This window comes from Oligoflexus sp., from assembly GCF_035638955.1.
Classification (GTDB): Bacteria; Bdellovibrionota_B; Oligoflexia; order Oligoflexales; family Oligoflexaceae; genus Oligoflexus.
This window is the reverse complement of record NZ_DASQYZ010000057.1, coordinates 1-22,613: the sequence shown is the minus strand read 5'-3', so window position 1 is coordinate 22,613 and position 22,613 is coordinate 1. Positions and strand designations below refer to the sequence as shown.

Here is a 22,613-nt window from a genome sequence, read left to right as displayed (position 1 = left end):
CCAGCGGGAGTTCACGAATATGAGATGGCCCAACCTCCTGATCGTTGCGTTTGCCGCAACTCAGGCGCTGACGTTCAGTAAAATATCCAAGGCAGACAGCTGTGAATCGATTGCGAGCATTCCAGGTGTAACCAGTTCTGGATCTCCGCCCATAGTTTTCAAGAAAACGGACTTCGCCAACAAGGCTTATGGAATAAGCCCTAAACTATTCTATGGCGACTGGGACTGGCGCAAGGATTTCAGCTACCTTAACCTGCCCAAATCACCACATGCCAATGAAGCGATTGCAGCTTTCGCCGCCCGCTGCTTGACGGCGTTCCCAGCCGGTCGGATCCACACAGGGTTTCTTCAACAAACAGAGGCCGACTATGGCTCCTATTTGAATAGAATCTTCGACGAGGTCGTCGCGATTAAGCGTGAACTATTGCTGCTACAGCAAAGCCAAGTGCGCCTTCTCGATCAGTACATGCCCACGGAAACAGCAGAAGCCTATAAGCCGATCTACCGCGAGAATATGAAAAAGCATCTGAACGATGCTCTTCTTCAGCTGACTCAATTTGTTGATACGCATTACATCTATACCATTGAGGGCATGTCCAGCTATTTCACTATGGAAAAGCAGCTTGCAATTGCGACAAGCCAGATCTACGAACTCATCGCACTTGTTGGTGATGTTCCTGATGCCGACAAATGGGCTTTAAAGATGCTCAAAGACAATACTTATAAGGTACTCGATACCTATGGCTTGTTTTTTAGTTCTGAGCAAAAAGGAAAGCTGGCAGCCAGTCTCGAAGCAGCCTCCAAGATCGAGAATGAACCAGATCTAGGGAAAGTCAAAAAGTCTCTTGAGGATTGGGCACTCTCGTTAGAAGAAAGCATGAACAATGCTTTCAATGAGAAGTCATCTTATTTCACAATCGCTTTAAAGATCAAATTCTTGTTTGGGACGCGTGATCCTCTTGATGAAGAGACAGCCATTGAGGAGATACAGGCAAGGATCGATCCGAACAAGACTGCGGACGTTGCGGAGATTCTGCGGAAGGTTAAGAATGACAGCAGTCTCTGGCAGGGGGTGCTAAATGGTATCTAAAATCGCTTCGCTGGCTGTGTTAGTTACTGCCATTCTTTCGGTGCGAGTCGCCAATGCTGATGAGCTTGATGTTTTTAAGAAGAGAGCTGAAGCCTATTATGATACCATGATACCGGCTTATAGAGAAATCGGCGACAAGTCCAAGATCGTTGCTGGCAATCTCATTGATTATTCGATCTTTGGGTCAATGAACGAAGTCAATGCAGCGTTTCAATACACATTTGATAGAAACTACTATAGCTATAAGAAACTGGAAGGCTGTTTCGCAAGTCATGATGCAATCGCCAAGGTTCTGTTGGATGCCATAGGCAAGGAACCTTCGGGTGAAAAAGAGCGACATGACTATTGGAAAGCCAACTACGGGTACGGCCAACTGGAAACGTTCTCCACCGCATTGAATTCCGTTCAGAGCATCTATTCCCAGTGCATAGGTGATCTGCAAAGAGTTCGTGAATTTATCAATGTCATGAAGAATCATCAGAGAGAAAAGTTAAAGGTCTGTGAAAATGTCCAGAAAAGCCTACCTTACGATAAGCTCGTAAAACTCCTGCCCCTTGATCGAACTCCAATGAGCCGTCTTCGGCATACTTGGTATTCTGCCGTTCCATTGCACAACATATCAGGGTCAATTCTGTCTGGCGGATGTCCTGACTCTGTCGTCACCGCGAATTGCTATGCATCAAAGTATATCACTTGGGAGGCAGTCAGAAATCAGGATGCTGCAGATCATTCCTATCAGAATTATAAGAGTCATTACCCCGAGCTGGCCGCTGCCAGTTATCTGACTTTCCTGGCCATCATGAACGGGTATGAAGTTGGGACGCCCACAGACAATCAGGCGGATTCTGATCTTGCTGGAGCACGGATACCACGTCGCCCAGGAAGTCTTTCACACATGGGTGAGGCCAATCTCATAGCTAACTTGGTTTATGTCGGCCTACTCTATGCTCAATCTGAGCAGCACAAAAAGCGAGTTGAGAAGCTCAATGATTGGCTTGACAGTAAAGAGGCTGAGCTAAACGAGGCAATCGCATCTTCGTACATTTCGGAAGAGGAATTTGAAACTCAAAAAGCAAACTCCTGCGCTGAAAAAGCTGGATCGTTTGATCAAGCTATCATTGATCTTCTTGTTTATTTCGATGCCACACAGCAGTCAGACAAGTTGAATCTATACTCGACCCAGTTCGACAAGATTCAGAATTGGTATAGTTCTCTCTTCCTTTACTTTGTCGACAATCAGCTCGTCGATGAGATTGCGAAGAATCGATTACTGAGTCTTCGTGACCAACACTACGCTGGCTTGAACGCGGCCAAAGTTAAGGCCGACTTCGCGATGACCCAGCAGGCGATAGATGGCGTCCAGCAGGAAGTCGCACGCACCCGCTGCGCACCTGATAGCAATATGGCAAGTATCGCACGGAACTTAAAGAAGCTAGTCGGTCGGTACCAGATGTTCTGTGACAACGCACTGCAGCTTTATGGACTTCGTTCAGGAAAAATCCCCTACTCATCGAGTGCAGAAGAAGGCAAGGTTCGCTGCTATTACCAAGGATTTGACGAAGTGGTAAAGAGTATTAGGATTGGTGAAGAAGCAAACGGGCATGGGTCGACTGTGCAGGCTATGGGGAAATCCGGCGAACTTCTGTTTTCATTGCAGAACGTATCATCGACAACGCAGGATTCTGTGGTTCGGTTCCACCCACAATTCTATTGTTCAGTGGTCGGCCCTGGATCATTCGGAACAGACGCAAAGAATCGACTTCAACCAGGCATCTATTCGATGAATTCTGATATAGGGCTCGGCACTCCCGAAACTGACATCAGCGAGATGAAAAATCGAGTGCGTCAAAAGGCGGATCTGATCCGTTCCAAAGTTCAGAGATGCAACGTCTTGCTTCCAGAGTACAAAAGATTGGCATTGCCAGAGTCAAACTCTTGCCAGTTGTCAGGAGGTTAATCATGCAACGTTTTCCATCCATGTTCCTGCTAGCATCTGCATTGTTTGGTACCGGCTCTGGGGTTGCGGCTTCCAAGTCAGAAATGGTTCCTATTAAAAGCGATCCAGCACTTCCTTATAATGACATGTATGCGTTTTCCTATTCAGGAAATGAATTGGATGCACTATGGCTCTTGATACCGCCCTTCATTGAAAACGAGACAGATCTATCCAATGCCCTTTTTCAGTTCAACAACCGCGGAATGACAGCGGAGATTCTCAAATCCCCGGTTCCTCAGTTGCCGGTTCCGGATCCGTCAGCTGACACCTTTGAAAGGACCATGCAGCTTCATAAAGCGGCCGCTTTTGGACTGTTGTCAACCGTCAGTCTGTCTGCGGATTATGGAATGTCGCTAGTATCAAGACTTAAGGAACTCGCTGCTTCGGATCCAGGGGCATCGCAGTTGAAGCAGAAATTGCTGCGACTTAGCCTAGGGAAAGGAAGCCAAGGGCCGGTTCCGAAAGGTCTTGTCCTGGATGGCAACAAGCCGAAAGTTTACGATGATTCGGTACCTATCGCGGAAGCAAAAGCTCAGGCAGCGGAACGCAAGGTAGACGATCTGGAAAAAGGACTGCGGAATGCCATTCTGAGTCGAAGGCTCGAGTTATACGAAATTTCCATGGGTGGGCTTTTGGCCTTGCAGGACGAAGGGCAGGAGTCAAGTGGCCGGGTGGCTAAAATACTGGCCGGCCATCATGTCAATGGAATTCTGCGAGGGTTTCCAGCCGATGGTCTTATAGACGCACTCCTGCCATCGACGGTTCTTGGCTCCTGGGAGTCATATGATTTGATAGATTTGAACAAAATCATTCTGTTATCTGGTGATTCAATCGACCGGGGGAGGCTAGCGGCGGGCCTGATGTTGGTGCGTGCTTCTGTTGAGAAAAATCCTAATGACAGGTATTTACTTGTGGGTAGTGTTCTAAAGCGCCTTTTCAACAATGATTCGCTTGATAGCTTCATCCTGGATATAAGCAAGCTGTCATATTTTGGGTCCACTACAGATCAGGTTAATTCGGCTCTGCGTGATCTCTTAAAGCTTTGGGATTGATCACTGCTTCTGCCAGTTTGATGATGGGATGACTATGCGATTGATAAGTGCAATTTTGATGTGTGCTGTTGGATTTACTGCTTGTAAGAAGAGTAAGGATGATGACCCTGAATCGATAGATCCTATTGGTTTGGTAGGCAAGGCGGAAGTCTTGCCTCTGGATGGCGCGAAATGGGCTTCATTCATGTCGATTCCGTGGGAAAAGCGATGCGAAGGCATTCAGGATGCGGTCGAGACTTTTCAGAAAAACAATCTTCCTGGATTTATTATTGCGCCTCGCCCGAAAAGCGGATTTCCTGAATGTATGGTGATGTGGTCTAATGTCGAAACAGCAGAGGAAACCTATGAGTACAGATTTCGTCTGTCGAAGGACGGTAAGGACTTTGATTTTGATTTGAGAATGTCAGCAGGACCAAGAATTCGTCCCAACATTGGATTAGTAACGATTTTCTTTATAAAGGGCGATTCTAGTGTTGTTGTAGATTCTAAATTGGAAGAACTCAACGCAGTTCATTCCAATTTTCGCCATCTTGACAAAACACTGGATCAATGGTCTGCACAAGAAGATGTCGAGGCTAAAATTTTTGGTCGGCCCTATTCGCAGTACCTTTCTGAGATAAGTTCTACATTCGGAGATCAGGGAGGCTTCATTTTAAGGAACCCTGATATCAAGATGAAGCTTACCATGGATGCAAAGGTTCCCGGGAAAGGAACAGCGGAGTTTCTTGAAGCAGATAGTACTGCCTTTTCTCCTGAGCGGGGTCCGTTGCTCGGCTGCAACGACTTTGACTGCCTCAAAGGATCCACCGTCAAGTTTCAGGCGCTGGGCACAAAATTTCTCTTCGACAGAGTGATCGAAGCTCAAGCTGGAGGGACGACTCTGGTGGGAACTTGGCACTATGCTGTGAAGAGCTGGCCACTGACCTTTGAATGACCTTAGCAGTCCGGCGGGGAAAACTGGTTGTCTCCCCATCTGACTGGCTGACGAAGCCGAGATTTAGAGTTTCACCGAAAGGTCCTGTACATGCATTACAAATCAATTGTGAAACATCCTCAATACCTTGTTTGGGAAGATGAAAGTAAGCGAGGACTGCTTTACACAGGGATACTAGGCGCGAATTTGTGGGACAAAAATGAAAAATAACCTTATTGCCATTAGTTCATCGGCGCTGCTGAGTTTTGTTCTTTCGTGCCAAGAAGACAAGAAGGAAGACAAAAAAGTAGTTGCCGAGATTCCAGATGTTCTGCCAATTCCCAGCCGAGGCCCTGAGCTGACAAAGGCGCTTCCAATCGAAGGCTATACAGTAAAGGACTTAGCTTCTCAATACTGTACGGTAACGCTCGCTGAAACAAATGAAGAGTTGCTGGTTGGATCAGTTGAAGCCATTCCGTTTGCTGATGGAGAGAGAATTGGATTTTCGGTCTATTTTGCTCTAGGTGAGCGCGGCTTTGTCGAAAAGAGTTCTTACTATTTGGCAGACATGAAAAGTTCGACGTGTGACATGGCACAGCTTGCGAAAGCACAGTCATTGAATCTTGCTCTTGCGCCTATTAATGTATACGCAGATCCAAGCCTAAAAAGCGAAGTAGTTTGCACTTTTCCTGCTGGATCGACACTTGTTTCAGACAGCAGCTATGATCCGCTCTCATCAGGAGCGCTTCCGTTTTTTGCACCTTCAAACTATGACTGCAAAGGCTTGACCCGAGGCTACCTCTACGAGTGGCCAGTGATCTTGCCAGTTCACGTTCGACCTTAACGATTCACACTCCGATAGGTTCGGAGTGTGTCTTGGACTCAATTGGGAAAGTTAAAGGTTTGCATTCTCTGGCTGCGTGTCGAGACGAGATTCCTGTTCGAAATTCTCGTGGACAAGTTCGGCGTTTACATTCGCGAAAGCCGGAGATTCGCGGGAGTGGACGAAAATCAATCTTCCCGTAAGACTTTCCTCATATACTGCCGTTCTGAACTTGGGGTCGATTGATTTGAGTTTGAATTTCTCTCCTGCAACCATAAAAGTCTTTCTATGAGAGCGTGCATCGAGAATACCTTGCAAAGTATCGTCGCTTACCTGTATCAGAACACCGCGAAATTTTCCTCCTGTCAGCGAAAATTCGTCATCCTTAGCTTTGATTACGCCTTGATCAAACATGAAGGCAGCAAATTCCTTCGCCGATTTCATGGCTTGCTGTTGAAAGTTGCAAGCTTCGTCCAGGTAACTCTCTCCGAATTTCACTAAATCTTCCAACATCATTTCGGATTTTGTATACAGTTGCAAAATGCACTCAAGTGTTTCTCTAAAATCTGGCAGAAATTCGATGATGAATTTCGTGGTATCGTTGCCCGGTGCGACAATTCGAAGAATTCCAAGAGTGTTTTTAATATTTGTGACAGTGCCGGGCTTAAGAGCGTCAGATACCGTAGTGGAAGGTACTTTGGACAGAGCGCAAAGTTTGCCTTGAGTTCGCGTTTTATCCTTGGCAAACCAGCGCTTCATAAAACGTACAAGTGCCTTCTGCCTCGCTATTTCCAGAGCAGTAGGTTCCTTCTTCTTTCTCGATTTGCCGATCTTTTGATGCTCGCCGTTCGGAAACTCAATCTCTGCCAAAGTACACCTCTCATCCTCACAATCCGGAAATCCTGGCCAGAAACTGCGCTGAATTTGCTTGGAATGGCCATTTGAATAGTAGTCTCAAAAAGCTAAGAAATCTGGCCGTGCATGATATTGCGGGAGCAGTAAAAAAAATTTTATCAGCAGCGTCAATGATGGCCACTTGCATGCATCGATGGCTTTTTAGAGATTAAATTTTCGGTAATTGATCTGATTTATCTTAGTTAATACAGGTAGTTGACTGATTTTTTGGCCAGTGAATTTAAGTTTCCTAATAAATACAGGTAGTTATGAGCAAGTCGGGATGCTTTTCCATGTCGTTTGGACATCATTAGGAATCAAATGCAAAGATATTGAGAAGTTATATGAAAAATTCTGATTTTCTACCCAGATCCAAGTCTAAATGACGCACATACTGCAAATATTACAATAATTTCAATATACTGAGGATTGACTCGTTTGACGCTGTCGAAGTGATCACATTATTTTATGCTTTAATATTAGCATTTTAGATTCGTAACCCCGATTTTGACCCAAACACCCTCTGAAATCGGGGCATTTAATAAATTAGGAATCGAAAGGAGGCCGCTCACCGTCATTTTGGATACCAAGGTGCAAAGTTCGAAAGGCGAGAAAACAGAAATTCAAAAGTCAAGTGGGGCCAGCCCCCCTGTCGGGCTGATTGCTTTAGGGTTAAGAGCTGCTAGACTCAGGCCCAGACCAGCATTCCAGCCCTCGAGCCATTGCTGATCACCAAAAAACGTAATGATTTCAGTAGTCTACTCCAATGAACCATATATATTATATATAATATATAAGGGAAGGAGAAGGAAGGGGAGGGTATTATCTGATACAGGGATCAGATCTCTTTGCTGCTGAAATCGAGGGAACGCAACCGCATAGGCACCGTACCAAAGACAGCAGCGAGGTGGCATCTGAGCACTGAATCGTTCTCCACTGAAATAGCGGAAATTGAAGGCCGAATTACCCCAACAGCCCTTGCCAAATACCTTGGATTCCCAGTTGAGCGGGGCCGGATCAGCTGCCCTTATCATTCCGGCGACAAGCGGACAATGCGATGCAACGATCGCGAAAAGTCCTTCAATTGCCAGACAGAAACGTGCATCGCACACCGTTCAGAAATCGATATTGTCGAATTCTACTGTCATGTTCGGAATATATATTTCAGCCAGGCAGTTGCAGAGCTGAAGAAGCTCAAAATTGAAAGCGACAAATCCAGGCCTGAATCACGTACCTCAAAAGGGTTTGCGACTTCCGCTGAACTTCTGGAGTTTCACAAAGCATCGCAACCTGACTTTGAATTCAAATCCGAGCATGTCTGGTACAGCACCGAAGATCGCGCCCAAAAGATCGTCTTCAGATTTGCCCGGAAAGATGAAGGATCCAGTGAGGCTGATACCGAGCTCGTCCTCTATGGCAACTACTATCGGGGCAAATGGTATCGGACCCGGCTTTATACCGCGAAGGGACCGCTGCCATATAACTGGCACCTTAACAGCCGCAGTAGCTCTCTCCTGGTCTGTCGCGATGAGCTGGAGGCGGATTTTGCTCAGGGTCTTGGTATACCGTCTGTGGCGGTTTCATCGCTGGGACTTTGGGAGGGAACGCACGCGAATTTATTCCACTCCCTCGACATTCGGGTTCTTGTGAATCCGGGCCAGGAGGGCAGGGAGTATTGCGAGCAGGTAAAACGCGACCTTTCTCCCGTCGCAAAATCCTTTCGCATTGTCGAACTTCCACGTCTCGATAGGGCGCAGCCTGTGCACACAGCCGAATCGCTGAGAGCCTTCTTTGCCGCAATCGATGACCCATGGGAAAAGCCTTTACTCTCGCTCTCCGCATTCGAGGCTATTCCCCGCTTTGATCCTGACGAGATGCTTCCCGAATCGATTCGATATCACCTCATGGATCTGAGCGATGACCTTCAGTGTCCGATCGATATGCTGGCGGCACCGGCAATCGCCGGTCTTTCGCTACTTCTTGGTCGCAAGCTCACTGTCCAGCCAAAGAGGCTGTCACCAGATTTCAAGGTCGCAGCTCCCCTCTGGTGTCTCCTGATAGCCGATCCTGGGCAGAAGAAGACACAGATACTCAAATCCGCCCTGGCGCCTCTTTTTGAGATCGAGGCGGGCATGGAGGAGACGAACCAGGATCAGGCTGGTCATAGAGCTGCCGACATGAAAGCCATCCTGGCAAAAGAACGGGATTTGGATGCAAGGCTCGCTGAGGCTGTCAGACTTGGCAATCAAGGTCTGGAGAACCACCTTCGCCAAAGTCTGGCAGATCTTGAGTCAGATAAAACTCGACTCGCTGCCAAAGGTCCCCGTCAGTATGTGCTTCGTGACGCGACTGCCGAGAAAATGCTTGAGATCCTCGTACAGAATCCCAACGGTGTCATGCAACTTGCAGATGAGGTTCCAGGATGGTGGCGCTCGTTGAACACAAGCCACATTGATATGCGTAAATTGTTCCTGGAAGGCTGGGGTGGACTCAAGATTCTCGTTCAAAGAAAATCGTACACACTGCGAGGAGACTCGATTCTGTCTGTTGTTGGCGGTGCTCAGCCAGGATGGGTGGAGTCACTGCTGGCCGATATTCGCAAAGGAGGAAAAGACAACGACGGCCTGATCAACCGATTTTCGCTGCTCATAAATCACGAACCCCTTCTTGGGGTTTGGGAATATGTCGACCGTGGAGCGAATCCAACTGCGAAAGAATGGTACGAAACAATCTTTGGCGCATTTCACGAGCTGAAGACTGAGGACGTAATTAAGGACTGGCAGGCGGGGCAATCAAATTCGATCCGCTTTTCAGCTGAAGCCCAGGAAGTGTTCATCGCCTGGATTACGGAGAAGGAAAATGCGATCCGGGAAGGCAAATATTCGAGACTGCTTGCTTCCCACGTTTCAAAATACACGACGCTTTTTGCTTCGCTGGCTTTGGTTTTTCATATCGTGCTTTTTTTTGAGGGTAAAACAGAAGATCCTGATCAGGTATCAATTCATGCCGCGCAGCTCGCAAGGAAATGGTGCGACTATCTCTTTCATCATGCCCATCGCACGTTCTCTGACATTAAATCCCATCCTCTGCCCGCCAGATCAATTGCTCACCAGATTCTCATCGGAGAGGTCAAAGACGGCACTCTGGTTTCGGCTCTCCAGAGTCAGAAAAATCTGCATTTGCATGATGCCAAGGAGCGCAGAAAAGCTCTGAAGTATCTTGCCGAGAAAAAGCTGATTCGAGTTGTCGGCGTCGGTGATGCCGAGCGGATCAGAGTCAATCCTCATGAATTAAAATCCTGCCAAGTAAATGTGCTAAGGTGAATTTCATCACTCTAATCTGTTGGAAAAGATAATGCCTCAAAAGGCGGATTCACCGTATTACATAGCTAATCATATCATTCAAGTTTCTTCGCTTCCCACCAAGTTTATCTAAATTGTCACAGTGTACCAGAGCCGTGACAAGACTATCAAATGAAGACAAGCTGCCACAGAGCCTGTTTCAAGTGTCAGGGTACTGTGGTGCCCTGACAAAAGTAGTAGCGTCTTATGTAGCTAGCGCAGCTCTCACAGAACATGTTTACAAATGTTTACACTGTTTACAGAACGTGTTTACAAGCCAATTGCGGCCACTGATCCGTCATTGTAAGGAGTCGCGCAAGATGCAAGAATTTATTCCAGATGGAACAGAAGCTTGATTTATTCCAGTTAGAATAAATTGCCGTTCCGAGAAAATCAGGTTCGTATTTATTTCCGGTTTCTAGCGGCATGCAACGTATAAATGGTACGTTGTAAACAGGATAAAACTGCCGGCAAAATTTTATCCGCAGTTATAATAATAATGGATTATGAATAAACGATCTCTTCACCGCCAATACAGACTTCATAAGAATTGGAAAATGAATCGCGATGATTATAAGGCTTCGTCCTCAAGGCGATGAATGGTTCACTGTGAATAATCTTAGCCATCTCTTAAAACACTGCTTTTGTAGTGGGATTCGGCCCACCATCGACATTTTAAATTAAACCTCCCCATAAATTCTTCAGCCCTTTCCGAATGATGCAGAAAAGGATTTTTTTCCGGTGTCCTGAAAGCGAATGGAATCTTGAGTTTAGCATCGGGCACCCCCTTCACAACCGATTCCGGTTATTCTATTGTCGTGTTTGTCGAGAGAGACACCGGTCGCATCGAGGACACGAACGCGAATCCGGCAATCCAACACGAACATACAGAGAGAGCGATTGCGATGACGACTGCCAGCTACGTCGACGTTCTGCCAACTCATGCCCAAATTTCAGATCGCGATCAGGCGGTCATGCTTGTCATCGTGGACGGGGAAGATGGGCTGCTCATCAGCCAGGTCGAAAGCCTGTTCAATCTATCCCAGTTTGAAGTTCGAAGGGTGCTGGCAGCTGCGGGCCTCTCTCATCGCAAACTTACCGGCAGCTCACTGCGAACGCTTCAGGACGAAGGCCTGACAAGCTATCAGGCTGGACAGGCCACATTCGTCCCCCGTGACTCTCTAAGGGCGGTCATTGAAGAACTGGGCAAGGACGAGGATCGGAAACTTTATCGCATGCTCTGGGCGCCTCTAAAACCGAAGGTTGAAAGGTCAATGCCGCAAAGGACTTTTCGCTCATCGGTAGTTCGAAGCCTCAGAAAGCTTCATGAAGACCGCCGTCTCATGCGACAGGAAATCGATGAGTTAAGAGGGATCGTCGAAGACCTTCTTCATGCTGAAATGAGTTCCATGACCATGAATCTCGCTCGTAAAAACGTGAAAGCCGTGGATCTGGCCGCGATGTCCAATGATGATCTGGGGTGAGTTTATGACCGGCATTCTTGAAAATCTACCTGCGCCAGATTCTGCTGAAAAAAAACATCTCGTGCTGGGAATTCATAAGGATCTTGACATCGATGACTACCACAACAGCGATGGCATTTCAAAAACCGGACTTTGCATCCTCGACATTGCGCCGAAAGCCTATCAGGAATTTGTCCACGGGAACCGGCGCCCGGATACCAAAGCCCTCAGAATCGGCAAGGCGTTTCACGCAATGCTCGATGGGACATTCGACGCAAACTATGCAATTGGACCCGAAGTTAAATCCAGAAGCGAAAAAGCCTGGAAGGCATTTGAGGCAGAGCATGGGTAAAGGAAAAACCTGCTTAAAGCCGTCGGAAGTTGCAAATGCCCGCGCTATTGCAAATGCCATTCAGGAGCTGGCTCCTTATAAAGAGATCGCCTCCCAGCCGACCATTGCAGAGCTGACATTTTGCTGGCAGAACCCGGAATTTGACCTTCCATGCAAGTGCAGACCCGACCTTATTACGGCTGACTTTCTAACCGTTGTCGATTTTAAAAGCGCAGCAGATGCCACCCATCGCTCTTTTCAGGCTGCAGCATATCGCTATCACTACTACGTATCAGCGGCTTTCACCTTGCAGGGCGTTCACGCCTCCACAGGAATTATGCCTCGCCGTTACCTTTATTTCGTTGGCCAATCCAGTTCTCCCCATTTGGCCGCTGCTTACGAAGCGACGGCGGATGAAATCAAGCTGGGTCTTGCTTTCGTCCGCCGAAACCTTCGGATGCTCCGGGATTGTATGGACAGAGGGACGTGGCCGGGCCTGCCGGATGCGATTCAACCTTTGGGTCTTCCGCCTTGGGTGAAGGCGACCGACGACCCAGAGCAAATGGAATGGGACACGGTTTCCCATTCGGAACCCGAGCACTGGTGGGAGTAAGCAAATGATTCCAAGAAAAGCCGCGCGAAAGAGTGTGAAAGCCAAAGTGGGAATGTCCAGCCCAAGTGGCCATGGCAAGACATTTTCCTCGCTCCTTCTGGCGAGAGGTTTGTCTTCCGCTTGGAATAAGGTCTGCCTTGTTGATTCCGAAGGGTCTGGCGACAAGTATGCGGGTCATCCCGACCTTGGGGAATTTTTGGTGATTCCACTCTACGAGAGCAAAGAGCCTGATAGGTTCGCCCCTGTGGCCTGGATCAGCGCATTAAAAGCCGCGACAGATGCCGGCATGGAAACGGTCATTATTGATTCTGCAACGCATGAGTGGCAGTGGTGTCTTGATTACCATCGAAAGCTTGGCGGCCAATTCCGGGACTGGGCCAAAGTCACCCCTGAGCATGAAAAATTCATTCGTGCGATTCTGCGCTGTCCGTTGCATGTGATCGTTTGCGTCCGTCGCAAGGCCGACTATGCAATCACCAACGAGCCTGGACGCAAAGCTTCAGTTGAAAAAGTTGGTCTTAAATCAGAGATCCGCGAGGGATTTGAATATGAACTGGACCTGATGATAGGGCTTCAGAGCGGGCACCTCGCGAACGTCGAAAAGGACCGGACAAGCCTGTTCGGCGGTCGAGCGGATTTTGTGATTACTCAGCAAATTGGAGAAGAACTCAAAGCATGGGCGGAAGGGGCTGCGATCGATGGCGAGCGTTAATAAAGTGATACTTGTTGGCAACCTCGGCAAAGACCCGGAACTCAGGTACACCCAGAGCGGGATAGCATTTTGCTCAATCAGCCTGGCCACCGCTGAACATTGGACCGACAACAGCGGGCAGCGTCAGGAGAAAACCGAGTGGCATCGGATCACTGTTTGGAAAAAGCAGGCTGAAAACTGCGCGAAGTATCTCCGCAAAGGAAGCTCAGCCTATGTCGAAGGGCGACTGCAGACCAGGTCCTGGGACGATCACGGTCAGAAGCGATATTCCACTGACATCGTCGCCGAGAGTGTGAAGTTCCTCGGTCAGGCGCAAGCAAAGGATGGAAGATCAAATCAGCAATCGAACTTCGTTCCGCCACCAGCAAGCGATCCATATGAGAATTATAGTCCGCCTGCGTCTTTGGACGATGTGCCGTTCTGAGGCTTGATACGCGATCCTGAAATTTACGATTCCCATCGAACCAAAGGGCAAGAAAGAAGCAAGGCGCAAAAGAAATGGCCACACCTACAAGGACCCCGAAACGCGGGAGTATATGGAAGCTATTGCCCAAATTGTTCGCGCGCAGTATCGAGGGCCGCCCCTGTATGGCCCTCTCAAGGTGGAGTACCACTGCTATCGACCCAGACCGAAGTCAGCTGGCAAAAGCGTTTGGGCAGCAACCAGACCCGACTGGGACAACTATGCCAAGGCACTTGGCGATGCCTTGCAGGGAATTCTCTGGGTTGAGGATAGTCGCATCGCAGATGGACGTGTTTTGAAACTTTACGCGCAGGATGAAAATCCACGCATCGAAATTATGGTGTCCGAATTGGACGAATTACAAGGGAGTTCAAAATGAAAATTGGCGCTTCGATGAGTGTGCAGCAGGCTGAAAATCTTTTCGGGCAGATTCAAAGGATGATCGCAAAGCAGTTCTCTGCTGCCGTTGCTGAGAAAAAAGCAGCTCAAATGAAAGCAGAAAAATCCTTCCAGCGAATCCTGAGAATGCACCCAAACGAACTCATGTCCATGAAGGAGGCTGCCAGTATCTTTGGTGTCAGTCTTGAGAAGCTACAAAGTGAGGTAAAAGCATCAAAAATTACCTATGTGGATCACAAAGGAAACATTAGCAACCCACTTGTTTGTGGTTGCGAAGAATGCAAAGTGAGCATCCCGATATCGCTACCTCAGCGGGCTTTGATGAGTTTAATGGTAATTCTAAAAACCGATGAAGGTCTTGAGATTATAAATCAGGCGGAAGAGACATATATGGCAGAAATGGCCAACACGTAAATGCATTTAAAAGACAATTATGGAATTGAATAGCGATCTGCTCCAGTCTCTTGCGGTTGGTGCTTCGGGCGGAATACCGACAACGGTTCTTCTAATTCAGATTGTGAAGGGCCTGGGCAAGAGTCTGAATGATCTAAAAGACAAGTTGGACGTATTTTCGTCGCGGCTTCAAAAACTCGAAGTGGCCTTTGAAGTCCACTTTCAAACGGAAATAAAAAGGCTTTCGGACAATCAGGCAAGGCTGGAATCCAGAATTTCTGCACTCGAAACAGTCGTCAATCGGCTGTCAACATAACGGCCCTAAGGGGGCACATAAGGATTGGTTCATGTTAAAGAACAAATTGGCAGGTAGTGAGTATTTCAAGATCGTGGGTCTTATCAGAACCCTCGTGAAGAAGAGTTTGCAGGAACTGACTGGCGATGGTCTGTCCTGGAGCGACGTTTTGAAGTTTCTCAGATCCCAGGAATTCCAGGTTCAAGTTCTAGAAATTCTCGGAGGATTTCTGTCTGACCAGGAAGCCGAAAATCTCTCACAATCAGCGCCTCTCGATGTTGCCTCGGCAGCACTGCAAGCCGCTGACCAGATCGTGCAGCGCTTCAAAGCGCAACGGCTGGCCAACTCAACGGAGGCTTCTGCTGCTTGAGATTTGAAGACGCAGTCGAAGTAATTCTGGATATTGAAGGCGGGGTGGCCAACCATCCTAATGATCCTGGCAAGCTTACCAAATGGGGAATCTCGCTCCGCGCGTTTCCCGAGTTGGGAGAAAGCGGCATTCTGAACCTAACAAGGGAGGATGCAGCGGGAATTTACCGGGAGCACTACTGGAACAAAGTCTGCCTCAATATCCCTGAATTTCTTCGGCTCGCTGTCTTCGATGCCGCCGTGCATCACGGGCCATTTAAAGCCATCAAACTCCTGCAGGAGAGTCTTAATGAACTCAAAGCAGGTATCAATGTTGATGGAGTTATTGGACCCTTTACACGGCGGGTTCTCAATCGCACAAGCCCGAAGAAGATTCTTGTACAACTGCAAAGGGAGAGGCAAAAATTTCTGCGATCCCTTTCAAACTACCCAAGCTTTTCAGAAGGCTGGGAAGAACGTGTTCTAAAAATTGCTATTGAATCAGCTGCGTTGAGGATGGAAATATGACGAAATTTGGCAAGCTCCTTACAAAGATGCGGGAATCCCACGGCCTGAATGTCCCTGAACTTGCAAACTTGTCAGGATATGACAAGAAATCGCACTATGAGTATGAGGACGGCTCAGTAGCGCCTCCGGACGCGTACAAGCTACAGGACATTTGCGAAGCCATGGGCGCGACTCACGACGAATGTGTACAACTCATTGAAGCTGCTTTCGATGATCATAAGGAACGGATCGGGGTCAAGAAAGGTTATAGCCTCTGGAAAGTCGGTCAAGACGGATGATTAGATCAAATACTCTCATGCCAGATATTTCTGAAGTCAGGGATGCGACAGAGTTTGAAATTGTTCGCGCCTTGACCAGAACGGCCCGCGATGCGTTTCAGAGAATCAAAGGCGATCTGCCTCGCAAGTTCATCCTTCGGCGGCAGTGGGTGGTCAAGGGGATCCGTTTTGATGCAGCAACCAAAGGAGCCCCGATTGCCCGAGTGTTGTCCATAGATCCATATATGTTCAAGCAGGAGGAAGGGGAATCGTACTCACCCGCCGGAAAGCATGTTGCGATTCCTGTTGATGTCCGGCGCAACACAAGATCTCTGATTCCAATCGAGATGTTTCCGCGAAAGCTTTTGGGTCGACGCGACGTTTTCAAGAATGACATTAAGGGGATCGGTAGCGCGATTTTCCAGCGTCGGAAGTCAGGGCTCAAAATTCTTTATTTACTGCGTGGCAAAAAGCGCACAAAGCCCAGGTGGGAGTTTTTCGAAACCGCTGATTTGGTTGTAGAACAACGGTTTATGACAAACCTGCGGCAGAGTGGTCATTCAACTAAATAGGCGCGAACCATGAATTCTGATATTCGGCAGAAATTTAAAGAGACTCCCTTTGTTGTAAACAGCCGCTATTTCCAGGATATTGCTGAAGGCTATTCCAAACTGCAGATCGAGCGGGATCAGGCACTGGCAAAAGCTGAGGTTTCCAAGCAGGCGACCATCGCATTGAGAAAGGCAGCCCACGAAAGTAGCAAACTGTCTGACGTCAGACAATTTCAAGAAAAGCTGCTAAGACAAAAAGACAAAGAGATTTTGGAGTTAAGAGAGGCTTGCGAGCGCAATCAAGGCTGGTATACAGTAAGAGGCGCCAGAGATCATTTTCCCTCTCTGAATGCTTTCACGATACAGCTCGTGTCCTCTCTTCTGAACCGAACGAGAAAGCGCATGAAACTTGCAATCCGCCGAATGCCTTCATCAGATGCAAATCCGGGGCAGTTGACTTATCATATTAAGGTCGTTGAAGCATTGATTGAGGAAGTAAATACGCGAACCCTGAAATGAAGGCGTAACCCCGACGAGCGAAACATGATAACAATTCTCGACAAAGCACTGATAGCCTGTGATGGACAACCTGTACCCCTCCTGGAAATGGATGGCAGGATTGGACTTATGCAGAGTCAACTTGCCGCCATGCTTGATTTGCCGGCATTTCGATTGTCATATATCCTGTGTGGCAATAACCTTGAACGTCATCCGGTCAGCAGATCGAATTCCAAAGAGCTGAAACAGCGTGGAATTATTCATCGTCAGGGAACAGGAAACTTCCTTCCGATCGAGACCGTAATAGAGGCAATAAACCTGACCGATTCAATAGTTGCAAAAAAAGCGGCTGATCAGATCATGCAATATGTTAAGTCCAAACACTAATCCGCAGATCCCGTCTGCGGATCATTTGTTTTTAGTTGCAGCTCAATTTCAGCAATTCTTTTCCACTTATCCTGGATTTCTTCCTTGCTTAGATCCGCCTCGTCCTTATCTATTTCCTGAAAGATCCTGTAGGCTTCGCCATAAAGCTCAAATTTATTCTTTGTCGATGGATTCATTGAAATTTCGCTCTATATTTGGGGTTTCCCGTCGTGATTATCTATCACTTGGACACGCGGTAAACAAATCTTAAACGCAATGCATCGCGTTTTGGATAGAAAAGTATAGAGTTGTACTTTCAGGCGGGAAAAACTTCGCAACGGTTAAAAATTAATCGAGGAACTATCGGACAATTTTCTGCCGACAGCGCAAAATGCCGTACTTGGTCGCCCAGATTTATACCTGAAATAATGGCTAGTTGTGCATAAAAAGAGGCAAAATTAGGTAGGTTGGTCGTCCAGATTTTTTGACAGCATCGTTCAAAAGCTTGGTATTGAAATAACGAACTGCTGGAAGGAAAGGCGACCAGCTGAGGTCGCCCTTGTGTTCCTTCAGAATATAGGCTGATCTTCCAGCCCAAGGGTGCGCATGTAAATAAGCTTTGGAAACTTATCCTGCACAACAGGGTTTGCAAAACCGGACTCATCGTAGACCGGGAGCAGCTTATTCAAAGTTCTCATGAACTCATCCCACGATCTACTTACTTCCATGATCGTAATTACTTTTTCAATGAGTCGTTGCAGACGTGGATCACCAAAATCAGAAGTTAAATATCTATGCATGTGCTGCGTAGGCCGCCCTTCTTCATTTCTTGCAACCTTGGTACGAATCTCCTCCCAAACCCCTGGAGCCATTCGACGGTATATGATATCCCGAGTAATTTTGCCGAAAAACTGTGGCCGTTTTGCAGAGGATTTATCATAGGGCAGATGGTGCAATCTGAAAATATGCTCATAAAACTCAGGCGGAAATTTCGTCACATAGGGCTGCAACTCCTTGGCGATAAATGCATCCAAAATCTCTTTAAGAGCAGTATCGGAGCGATCCTTTTGATAGCCAGTCGCTTCATCTACCATGGCGATGACACCGACTTTGGCCAACCCTCGTATCAACAGCTCACAAGCTTTCGCTATATGCAACTGGGACGGATGCAATGCATCTGCGTCACGAGCTTTCAGATAGACATCGCAAAGCTCCGGCAGTACCTCTGCCCGGTAACCCAAGGCCACTCTGCCTGCCTTGGTGCGAAAAGTGATGGGCTTTGTCGTGCGAGAAAAATCTTCTGATATGAAGGGTTTAAGGTTCAAAGGAACCAAAAAAGAAGGGGTCTTGTCGTGGGAAACTTCTGGCATATCAGAGCGCTTTCCTCTGATGTTTTTCGACCTCCCCAGAGCACTAAGCATAGCCTCTTGAGTGATCAGCCTTGTCCCATCCTCAAGCACATAGCAGGGGAGTTTGACTTCTCCAATGATCAATGGTGAATCCGGAGATCCATGGGTTGCGCGCGGGATGTGTTTTGCATCGGCTTCTTTTAAGACTACTTTCAATTTTCAACTCTGATATCAAAGGTGGGGTTGCATCACGGCTAAAAGCTTATGACATTGCCTATCAAAAGTGATTTCATATGTGATTGCAAGTGGGGCCGGGGCCACTTCCCATAGCAGAAAAGATGTGATTATCTGTGATCTGCATAGGAGAATTTTGGAATGCAGAGAGTATTCGCAGATATTGAAGACAGGGAAACAGATAGCTGGGGCTTTGAGTGTCCTCACTGCAAATCGTACCTAACCGAAGATCAACCACGAAAGGGATCAATAGAAGCCCGCTGTGTGGATTGTGAGGCGTCGTTTCTTGTGACATTCTTCGATGATGAGATTTCCTATGTTGGTCTATAGATTGGTGATTTTCCGTGCGCGCGAAGACATGTCTTCAAATGATTTGGGTCCTTTCCCCAATAAAATCAGAGGGGTGACGATCAACTCCATCCTCTCTCTCAAAATCAAAAAAAATTTGCGGTACCACTATCATAAAAGGTTTCTGCCTCAAGCTTTGCAGAATCCGATGAATCAAACTTTTTCAGGAAAATTGCAGCAGCAAAAATGAGTGGAACTGGCAGTACATATTCGTCACTGGATAAGCCGAAATCGGAAAAAGTCACCGTATCGATCAGAGAGTTCGCTCGAATCGTCGGTGTTGCGCATACAGTTGTCATTCGTGCAATGAAAGCGGGGCAACGCCTTCAGAAATCAGTCACCAGTCAAAGCGGCAAGCCGAAAATCTTCTTGTACGAAGGTTGCGTTGAGTGGCACAACAACAAGGATCTTGCGAAGGAGAGGTATTCTGATGAAAGTCCTGTTCAGACAAAGGGGCTGGACATGGGCGCGGAGATGGAGCCCACAGAATCAAACAGAAAACAGCGGCATTACGTGGCCCTGCTAGCTGAACTTGAATTTCTGAAGGAAGCTGGAAAACTCACGACGATCGACAAATTCAAGACTGAGGCGTTTACCGTCTCTCGAACCCTGCGCGACAATCTTCTCTATATTCCAAACGAAAGCAGTAACGAAATTAAAAGGCTCGTTTCTGAACTTCTCCGCAACCATTTCGGCGAGCAAAAGCTCAATGAAGCAGCCAAGGACATCGAAGCCATTGCACTCAGTTTTCGCGTTTTCCAAAAGGCTTCGCTAACGAAAGCTCTGCGGGCCATCGTCAGCGATCGGTTTGGTACTTTAAAAATCCTTGATCACGAAGGTGTTTCAACTGACGAACTCTGATCGCATAACGCCTTGCCTTGGCGCCAGTCTCGATGATTTCTGCTTTGGCCTCATGCCAAATCCAGATATTTCAATTGCCGACCATGCCTCTCAAAATCTTTACCTGGTATCAGGCAAAAATCCGTTTCCGGGTCTTGTGGATTTCACGCGCACGCCATACCTCCTTGAGATTCTGGAGGCTCTTATGCCTGACAATGGCATTGAGCGTGTGGTCCTGATGAAAGGCTGGCAGACAGGCGGAACTTTGACCATCCTTAGCTGGATGCTTTGGGTGATGGATGCAGCACCGTCTGCGATGATGATAGTGCAGCCAACAGGAGAGTTGCGCGACAAATTCTCAAAGCAGCGTATCAATCCGATCATCGCAAACTGTCACGCTCTGCGGGATAAGGTCTTTGAGCAGGAGCGCTTTCTTTCCGGTAAATCGAAGGAGAAGGACACGCTCATTTCCAAGGTTTTCCCTGGTGGTCACATCAGCCTTTCGACATCCACCTCGGAACAGTCGCTAAGGTCTGAAGCCTGCCAGTATGTGGCCTTTGATGAAGTGTCCGCCTATGACGAGGATTGCCAGGGGCACGGGGATCCTTGCGGGCTTGCTCTCGGAAGGACGTCCGCCTACGACGGGCGCAAAAAGATTTTCTACAATTCGACGCCAACCCTCAAAGACAACTGCCGGATTGAACGCGAGTATCTGACCACCGATCAGAGGAAATACTTTGTCCCCTGCCTCAATTGTGGGGAGATGCAAATCATCGTTTGGGAACGTATCGACCGGACGACTGAGCTTCCGGTCTACCGATGCATTCGCTGCAATTACGGACATATTGAGCAGGACAAAACCGCGATGCTGCGGGGAGGTGAGTGGCGCCCGACTGCCAAACCCTCGGATGGGGCGCGCGGCTATCATCTGCCAGCACTTTATGCACCCCCTGGCATGTGGTCGTGGAAAAGCTCCGTCCAACAGTACATGAAGGGCCTTGAAAGCCCCGTTGAAATGAAGGTTTTCATCAATAACTGTATTGGCGAGCCCTATACGGACGACAATATCAAAGTCCTGGATCCCAACGACCTTCGCAACCTGGTCGAGGACTATGATGCTGAAGACTTGCTTCCCAAAGGCATCGGCTATGTCACAGCAGGAGTTGATACCCATCCTGGCCATGTGGATATCGTGGTCATGGGCTGGGGACGCGAGGGTGAACGCTGGGTGCTCGGGCATTTTGTGGTTCAAGGCGATTCAAACCAGGCACTGACCTGGCAGGAAGTTTATGGTCATTTGCAGGCCGTCTACATGCATCCCTCCGGTACACTTTTGAGAGTTGCCGCAACCTGCGTCGATACGGGTGGTCACAATACTGACGCGGTCTATAAGTTTTGCAAGGATAGAGAGCATGAATTCATTGTCCCGATAAAGGGTTCGTCCGATCGATCGGCGCCAATCATAAAACGTTCCCTTCGAAAGGACCCTGAAGTTCATCTTTTTCCGGTTGGAAAACTTGCCACTCATGGTCGCCTCTATTCAGCCCTTAATAAGTCCGTGGCGAAAGCTATTGAAATCAAGGACGCCCTGAAAAGGGGCGTTGCACTCGCCTATGGTGGGCCAGGTACGATTCACTTTTACAAAGGGCTTAAGGATTCCTTTTTCAAGGAACTCACAGCTCCAAAACCCAAATGGGTTAAAAAAGGGACTAAAGCCCAGCTTTCCTATGAAACGACTGCCGGAGTTGCAGATCACGCACACGATTGCATGCGGTATGCCGATGCCGCGAGGGAGTTTATGAATCGGAATATTGATGCAATTTGCGACGGGCTGGAGGCTGCAGATTGAAGTCCTATGACGAGCAGCTTGCCAACGTCCAGCAGGCCATCCATGAAATAGAAACCAACGGTGCTGAGTGCGAAATCGAGGTGAATGGGAACAGGCGCCGGGTCAGGCGAGGCGATCTTGCGACTCTCTATAAACGCGAAGCATGGCTGATCCGGGCCATCCATCGCGAATCCGGGTGTGGTTACACCCCAATCACTCCCATCTAGGAATCCCCTTTTGAGCGAATTCGTATCCTCCGCGGGCGGTATCCTGGTGCCTTCCGATCTTTCGGGCCAGACTGCCGACAGCCCCTATCGCAGCACGTCGCCCCTTAACCGGGCCGTGGCTGAGTGGTTTCCTTCGAGCGGTGATGCCGATGAGACTCTTTTGCCATCACTCGCGACCCTGAGGGCACAGTCGCGGGATCTTGACCGCAACGAGGCAATTGCCCGTGGCGCGACGGAAAACATAGTTGGCAATGTGGTCGGGGACGGACTCCGGCCACAGGCAAAGCTTGACCACCAGTTTTTAGGGATCTCAGAAGCTGCGTATCCATTCGGCAACCTAGCTCAACATGATATTCCCGTTGTGGTTTGATGGGCTCACGAAAGGAGATCCATCATGTCAGATCTCAAAGTTGAAGCCGTCCGCTGCATAATCGATAACTTCCGTCGCACGCGTCGAGCCC

At 48.2% G+C, this 22,613-nt stretch carries 26 protein-coding genes; 23 read left to right on the top strand and 3 right to left on the bottom strand.

What is annotated here, in order from left to right:
- Positions 1-19: 19 nt before the first annotated feature.
- From VE954_RS05860 to VE954_RS05840, 5 genes are all read left to right on the top strand, one after another.
- Positions 20-1,090: a hypothetical protein gene (locus tag VE954_RS05860; protein WP_324950626.1), complete on the top strand. Its 1,071-nt coding sequence runs from the start codon at positions 20-22 to the stop codon at positions 1,088-1,090.
- Entirely contained in the window at positions 1,080-3,047 is a 1,968-nt protein-coding gene (locus VE954_RS05855) for a hypothetical protein (RefSeq protein WP_324950624.1), read from the top strand. The genes VE954_RS05860 and VE954_RS05855 overlap by 11 nt, the downstream gene beginning before the upstream one ends.
- A 2-nt stretch (positions 3,048-3,049) precedes the next feature.
- A complete protein-coding gene (locus VE954_RS05850) occupies positions 3,050-4,138 on the top strand; it encodes a hypothetical protein (RefSeq protein ID WP_324950622.1) in 1,089 nt (362 codons plus the stop codon).
- A gap of 34 nt (positions 4,139-4,172) precedes the next feature.
- On the top strand, positions 4,173-5,072 hold the full coding sequence (locus VE954_RS05845; RefSeq protein WP_324950620.1) for a hypothetical protein: 900 nt from the start codon (positions 4,173-4,175) through the stop codon (positions 5,070-5,072).
- A gap of 199 nt (positions 5,073-5,271) precedes the next feature.
- Positions 5,272-5,895 (top strand): hypothetical protein, encoded by a 624-nt coding sequence (locus VE954_RS05840; protein ID WP_324950618.1) that lies wholly within the window; start codon positions 5,272-5,274, stop codon positions 5,893-5,895.
- 51 nt (positions 5,896-5,946) lie between these two features.
- Here the strand turns inward: VE954_RS05840 and VE954_RS05835 are convergent, their stop codons facing one another.
- Positions 5,947-6,744, bottom strand: a complete 798-nt coding sequence (locus VE954_RS05835) for a hypothetical protein (RefSeq protein WP_324950616.1) — start codon at positions 6,742-6,744, stop codon at positions 5,947-5,949.
- A gap of 872 nt (positions 6,745-7,616) precedes the next feature.
- Between VE954_RS05835 and VE954_RS05830 the strand changes: the two genes are divergently transcribed.
- The 14 genes from VE954_RS05830 (at position 7,617) to VE954_RS05765 (ending at position 17,347) form a co-directional block, all read left to right on the top strand.
- Entirely contained in the window at positions 7,617-10,091 is a 2,475-nt protein-coding gene (locus VE954_RS05830; protein ID WP_324950614.1) for a DUF3987 domain-containing protein, read from the top strand.
- 782 nt (positions 10,092-10,873) lie between these two features.
- Positions 10,874-11,593 carry a hypothetical protein gene (locus VE954_RS05825; protein ID WP_324950612.1) on the top strand — a complete coding sequence of 240 codons (720 nt, stop codon included), beginning with the start codon at positions 10,874-10,876 and terminating at the stop codon, positions 11,591-11,593.
- Between the two features lie 4 nt (positions 11,594-11,597).
- On the top strand, positions 11,598-11,924 hold the full coding sequence (locus VE954_RS05820; RefSeq protein WP_324950610.1) for a hypothetical protein: 327 nt from the start codon (positions 11,598-11,600) through the stop codon (positions 11,922-11,924).
- Positions 11,917-12,516, top strand: coding sequence for a PD-(D/E)XK nuclease-like domain-containing protein (locus VE954_RS05815; protein WP_324950608.1), 600 nt, complete (start codon positions 11,917-11,919; stop codon positions 12,514-12,516). Before VE954_RS05820 ends, VE954_RS05815 begins: the two co-directional genes overlap by 8 nt.
- Before the next feature lie 4 nt (positions 12,517-12,520).
- Positions 12,521-13,228 carry an AAA family ATPase gene (locus VE954_RS05810; RefSeq protein WP_324950607.1) on the top strand — a complete coding sequence of 236 codons (708 nt, stop codon included), beginning with the start codon at positions 12,521-12,523 and terminating at the stop codon, positions 13,226-13,228.
- Entirely contained in the window at positions 13,215-13,652 is a 438-nt protein-coding gene (locus tag VE954_RS05805) for a single-stranded DNA-binding protein (RefSeq protein WP_324950605.1), read from the top strand. Before VE954_RS05810 ends, VE954_RS05805 begins: the two co-directional genes overlap by 14 nt.
- 13 nt (positions 13,653-13,665) lie before the next feature.
- Positions 13,666-14,070, top strand: a complete 405-nt coding sequence (locus VE954_RS05800) for a RusA family crossover junction endodeoxyribonuclease (RefSeq protein ID WP_324950675.1) — start codon at positions 13,666-13,668, stop codon at positions 14,068-14,070.
- Entirely contained in the window at positions 14,067-14,504 is a 438-nt protein-coding gene (locus tag VE954_RS05795) for a hypothetical protein (protein ID WP_324950603.1), read from the top strand. Before VE954_RS05800 ends, VE954_RS05795 begins: the two co-directional genes overlap by 4 nt.
- 19 nt (positions 14,505-14,523) lie before the next feature.
- Positions 14,524-14,799: a hypothetical protein gene (locus tag VE954_RS05790; RefSeq protein ID WP_324950602.1), complete on the top strand. Its 276-nt coding sequence runs from the start codon at positions 14,524-14,526 to the stop codon at positions 14,797-14,799.
- 31 nt (positions 14,800-14,830) lie between these two features.
- A complete protein-coding gene (locus tag VE954_RS05785; protein ID WP_324950600.1) occupies positions 14,831-15,148 on the top strand; it encodes a hypothetical protein in 318 nt (105 codons plus the stop codon).
- On the top strand, positions 15,145-15,654 hold the full coding sequence (locus VE954_RS05780; RefSeq protein WP_324950598.1) for a glycoside hydrolase family 108 protein: 510 nt from the start codon (positions 15,145-15,147) through the stop codon (positions 15,652-15,654). Before VE954_RS05785 ends, VE954_RS05780 begins: the two co-directional genes overlap by 4 nt.
- A complete protein-coding gene (locus VE954_RS05775; RefSeq protein ID WP_324950596.1) occupies positions 15,651-15,932 on the top strand; it encodes a helix-turn-helix domain-containing protein in 282 nt (93 codons plus the stop codon). Before VE954_RS05780 ends, VE954_RS05775 begins: the two co-directional genes overlap by 4 nt.
- A 560-nt stretch (positions 15,933-16,492) precedes the next feature.
- On the top strand, positions 16,493-16,981 hold the full coding sequence (locus VE954_RS05770; RefSeq protein ID WP_324950594.1) for a hypothetical protein: 489 nt from the start codon (positions 16,493-16,495) through the stop codon (positions 16,979-16,981).
- A gap of 24 nt (positions 16,982-17,005) precedes the next feature.
- On the top strand, positions 17,006-17,347 hold the full coding sequence (locus tag VE954_RS05765; RefSeq protein ID WP_324950592.1) for a hypothetical protein: 342 nt from the start codon (positions 17,006-17,008) through the stop codon (positions 17,345-17,347).
- Here VE954_RS05765 and VE954_RS05760 read toward each other — a convergent pair.
- Together VE954_RS05760 and VE954_RS05755 are read right to left on the bottom strand one after the other, a co-directional pair.
- Complete coding sequence (locus VE954_RS05760; RefSeq protein WP_324950590.1) at positions 17,344-17,523, bottom strand: hypothetical protein; 180 nt, start codon at positions 17,521-17,523, stop codon at positions 17,344-17,346. The two genes, VE954_RS05765 and VE954_RS05760, sit on opposite strands and share 4 nt — an antisense overlap.
- Before the next feature lie 372 nt (positions 17,524-17,895).
- Complete coding sequence (locus tag VE954_RS05755; protein WP_324950588.1) at positions 17,896-18,891, bottom strand: P63C domain-containing protein; 996 nt, start codon at positions 18,889-18,891, stop codon at positions 17,896-17,898.
- 552 nt (positions 18,892-19,443) lie between these two features.
- On the opposite strand from VE954_RS05755, the gene VE954_RS05750 reads away from it, so the two are divergent.
- The 4 genes from VE954_RS05750 to VE954_RS05735 are packed head-to-tail and all read left to right on the top strand — an operon-like array spanning position 19,444 to position 22,522.
- A complete protein-coding gene (locus tag VE954_RS05750) occupies positions 19,444-20,118 on the top strand; it encodes a hypothetical protein (RefSeq protein WP_324950586.1) in 675 nt (224 codons plus the stop codon).
- A 52-nt stretch (positions 20,119-20,170) separates the two neighbouring features.
- Positions 20,171-21,946 carry a terminase gpA endonuclease subunit gene (locus VE954_RS05745; protein ID WP_324950584.1) on the top strand — a complete coding sequence of 592 codons (1,776 nt, stop codon included), beginning with the start codon at positions 20,171-20,173 and terminating at the stop codon, positions 21,944-21,946.
- On the top strand, positions 21,943-22,152 hold the full coding sequence (locus VE954_RS05740) for a hypothetical protein (RefSeq protein WP_324950582.1): 210 nt from the start codon (positions 21,943-21,945) through the stop codon (positions 22,150-22,152). The genes VE954_RS05745 and VE954_RS05740 overlap by 4 nt, the downstream gene beginning before the upstream one ends.
- Positions 22,153-22,162: 10 nt before the next feature.
- Positions 22,163-22,522, top strand: a complete 360-nt coding sequence (locus VE954_RS05735; RefSeq protein ID WP_324950580.1) for a phage portal protein — start codon at positions 22,163-22,165, stop codon at positions 22,520-22,522.
- The last annotated feature ends 91 nt before the right edge of the window (positions 22,523-22,613 follow it).

What these genes read in the sequence shown, in the direction of transcription:
- VE954_RS05860 (WP_324950626.1), top strand. Translation starts at nt 20, where the DNA reads ATGAGATGGCCCAACCTCCTGATCGTTGCGTTTGCCGCAACTCAGGCG.
- VE954_RS05855 (WP_324950624.1), top strand. Translation starts at nt 1,080, where the DNA reads ATGGTATCTAAAATCGCTTCGCTGGCTGTGTTAGTTACTGCCATTCTT.
- VE954_RS05850 (WP_324950622.1), top strand. Translation starts at nt 3,050, where the DNA reads ATGCAACGTTTTCCATCCATGTTCCTGCTAGCATCTGCATTGTTTGGT.
- VE954_RS05845 (WP_324950620.1), top strand. Translation starts at nt 4,173, where the DNA reads ATGCGATTGATAAGTGCAATTTTGATGTGTGCTGTTGGATTTACTGCT.
- VE954_RS05840 (WP_324950618.1), top strand. Translation starts at nt 5,272, where the DNA reads ATGAAAAATAACCTTATTGCCATTAGTTCATCGGCGCTGCTGAGTTTT.
- VE954_RS05820 (WP_324950610.1), top strand. Translation starts at nt 11,598, where the DNA reads ATGACCGGCATTCTTGAAAATCTACCTGCGCCAGATTCTGCTGAAAAA.
- VE954_RS05815 (WP_324950608.1), top strand. Translation starts at nt 11,917, where the DNA reads ATGGGTAAAGGAAAAACCTGCTTAAAGCCGTCGGAAGTTGCAAATGCC.
- VE954_RS05810 (WP_324950607.1), top strand. Translation starts at nt 12,521, where the DNA reads ATGATTCCAAGAAAAGCCGCGCGAAAGAGTGTGAAAGCCAAAGTGGGA.
- VE954_RS05805 (WP_324950605.1), top strand. Translation starts at nt 13,215, where the DNA reads ATGGCGAGCGTTAATAAAGTGATACTTGTTGGCAACCTCGGCAAAGAC.
- VE954_RS05795 (WP_324950603.1), top strand. Translation starts at nt 14,067, where the DNA reads ATGAAAATTGGCGCTTCGATGAGTGTGCAGCAGGCTGAAAATCTTTTC.
- VE954_RS05790 (WP_324950602.1), top strand. Translation starts at nt 14,524, where the DNA reads ATGGAATTGAATAGCGATCTGCTCCAGTCTCTTGCGGTTGGTGCTTCG.
- VE954_RS05785 (WP_324950600.1), top strand. Translation starts at nt 14,831, where the DNA reads ATGTTAAAGAACAAATTGGCAGGTAGTGAGTATTTCAAGATCGTGGGT.
- VE954_RS05775 (WP_324950596.1), top strand. Translation starts at nt 15,651, where the DNA reads ATGACGAAATTTGGCAAGCTCCTTACAAAGATGCGGGAATCCCACGGC.
- VE954_RS05770 (WP_324950594.1), top strand. Translation starts at nt 16,493, where the DNA reads ATGAATTCTGATATTCGGCAGAAATTTAAAGAGACTCCCTTTGTTGTA.
- VE954_RS05765 (WP_324950592.1), top strand. Translation starts at nt 17,006, where the DNA reads ATGATAACAATTCTCGACAAAGCACTGATAGCCTGTGATGGACAACCT.
- VE954_RS05760 (WP_324950590.1), bottom strand. Translation starts at nt 17,523, where the DNA reads ATGAATCCATCGACAAAGAATAAATTTGAGCTTTATGGCGAAGCCTAC.
- VE954_RS05750 (WP_324950586.1), top strand. Translation starts at nt 19,444, where the DNA reads ATGAGTGGAACTGGCAGTACATATTCGTCACTGGATAAGCCGAAATCG.
- VE954_RS05745 (WP_324950584.1), top strand. Translation starts at nt 20,171, where the DNA reads ATGCCAAATCCAGATATTTCAATTGCCGACCATGCCTCTCAAAATCTT.